General features: G+C 51.2%; 2 protein-coding genes. Both read right to left on the bottom strand.

Features of this window, described 5'->3' with window-relative positions; all coding sequences use genetic code 11:
- Positions 1 to 451 (bottom strand): hypothetical protein (locus IK083_04880; GenBank protein ID MBR4748891.1); only part of this gene is annotated, 451 nt, incomplete at its 3' end.
- Positions 452 to 504: 53 nt separating this feature from the next.
- The gene (locus IK083_04875; GenBank protein ID MBR4748890.1) at positions 505 to 1614 is read right to left on the bottom strand and encodes a hypothetical protein; all 1110 of its coding nucleotides are present in this window, start codon (positions 1612 to 1614) and stop codon (positions 505 to 507) included.
- Positions 1615 to 2400 lie beyond the last annotated feature (786 nt).

The following is a 2400-nucleotide window of genomic DNA, read 5'->3' as shown; positions in this document are numbered from 1 at the left end:
TGTCCTCCAGATAGGGCTTGCAGTAGGAGGGCATAGCCTCATGCATCTTCACCCAGCAGTCTTCCCGTTCCCACTGTGTCAGCTCGCCGTCGTCGGTGATGGTCATGCCGTCGTTATTGGCATGCCGGATGATCCTGATGTGGGGGGCCAGACCGCTGCCGGGAGAAGGAGCCTCCTCCTCCTCATAGGCGTAGTCGTTGTGAACGGCGAGAAAGTCCGTGTCCGTCTCTCCGGCGGCCTCCGGCGCCAGGGCGTCGGGAACACCGTCTGCAGCCTCTTCCCCGGAGAAGGCCTCGCCTTCAGCAGAGGCAGCCTCTTCGAGCCGGCTGTCCACGTATTCTGCTATATATTCCGTGTCGGTCTGCTCTTCGGAGTCCTGGGGTTCCCCATAGAAGACTCCCGACACAGGCAGCAGGAGCAGCGCCGCCGCCAAAACTATGTATTTTTTCATATCTTACTCCTTAGAGATCCGTCGGTCGCGCAGGACCGGGCCTGCGGCAACTTTTAGTAAACTGCCGGCTCTATAGCGCGGACCTTGTTGAAATCGTGCGCCTTGATCCGTTCTTCATAAGGCGTTATACCTTCTTTCATCAGTTCCTTATTCTTACTCACCAGATCCTTGTTGATCCACAGGAGCGGACAGTTCATCTCATCACGGGCGATCAGATTCTGTATCACGTCCTTTGTGGATTGCCTCACTCTGACGTGCCTGATGACCCCATCGTCATATTTCAGCCTGACGACGTTGTCGCTCAGGATGCTTCCTTCTTTGGGATAGATGAATATACCCGCTCCGATCAGCTGCGTTGTTGCACAGTTCATGGAATAACATTCGACGACCTTGGGGCTCTCCGTGGCATCTACATACCATACGCCGCTGTCATATCTCTCAACCAGCATGTATTTGCCGTCAGCCTGTTTCTTTGCGGTCAGGATAAACCTGTCGTCATTTATTCTTAAACGCTCGGACAAACTTTTGACATCAAAATCGTCATAAGCGCGATTCCATAGCTCTGTCCCTTTGTCGTCTCTGAGAGACATATATCTTAGCATGCCTTCGCCGCCGGGCTTGTCGTTGAATACACGCGGTTTGGTGGCCTTGCCGCGAAGCTCAGTGACGTCAAACACATACATAGTGAGTCCGCTGGCGATCTTCTCTTTCTTTATACACTTGAAATCCTTGCCGGCTTCATTCATCGCTTTCCTGATCGAGTCGGCCCAGGAGTGATTGAGTGTTAACCCGCTTTCATCAACAGTGGTGTAAAGTATATGCTGTCCCTTTCCGTATCTCAGGTCTTTGCAGATATACACAGTATCGTCTTTGAATGTGATCGCTGTGGCATACAGATTGTTGTCCCCGAGATATTTGTGATATTTCTCCGGGACTTCCTCCGGAATAGCCGGATGCTGATAGAGCTCCTTGTAGTCGGATATGGTATAGCTGGGAAAGATCGGCATTGTGCCGGGCTTTCTGTTGAATACCTTGTCATAAACAATGTCGGACGCGGTGTCAACTATGTTGGAAGCAGCTCCGCTTTCTTCGGCCTTCAAAACCGCATAGCCCAGGATCATTGCGCATATAAGCACGACAACCAAAACAGCCAGCCGCTTCATAATAACACCTCACAATAAACTACAAGAAAAATCTGACGAGTCCAGGAAATGGTTTATCTGGATAGTTTGACCATCACTGATTCTGAAGATACGAAAATAAACCGCGTCTTCAAAGTAATCATTGAGCGAGTCATAAGGCCCCCACCCGCAGGTCACATCATAATATTTGCCGTTGTAAGTATTTATTTCGTGATCTATAAAATGCGCAAGCTCGGGGTGGCTGTCGCTTCCGCCCTGATATGCTGTCGCTTCCTGTAACATGGGAGCCATGCCCGAGGCAAAGACGCAGGAGGCCGCAAAGAACACGCACAGGCATGCGAAGATTTGCAGCGCGAGTCTTGAGGGCCGCGCTTTTCTCCGGTCTGTTCCCGGTATGCCGCCCGGCGTGGAAAAAACGAGTGATCAGTCATATCAATCATGCTCCTGAAATTAGTTGCAGAATACATTTTCATAATAGCATAGACAAAAAGCGATCATCAATACTTTTTTACAAAATAAAGCGGCAACAGCCTTGTTTGCGCATAGTTTCTCCTGCGAGGGGGTAAGAAATCTCAGACAAACGAGACGTCAAGCCCCGGGAACAACGCCATTCCCACCGCCGGGAGAGGAACATTCTCTTTGTCCCGTTGAGCTTGGCGATGACCCGGGCTTGCAGCTCCGTGACAGGGGATATCTTACCGGTGAGAGCAGAGTGCTCTCACCGCCGATATGACGTGTTGTTGAACGGGACAAAGGGAACAACGCCATGCCCACCGCCGGAGAGAGCGGGCGAAAAAAAAAAGACTG

The sequence above is a fragment of the Abditibacteriota bacterium genome, assembly GCA_017552965.1.
Lineage (GTDB): Bacteria > Armatimonadota > UBA5829 > UBA5829 > UBA5829 > RGIG7931.
Note: the sequence above shows the minus strand (reverse complement) of the source record. Positions and strands in the feature narration are given on the sequence as shown.

What these genes read in the sequence shown, in the direction of transcription:
- IK083_04875 (MBR4748890.1), bottom strand. Translation starts at nt 1,614, where the DNA reads ATGAAGCGGCTGGCTGTTTTGGTTGTCGTGCTTATATGCGCAATGATC.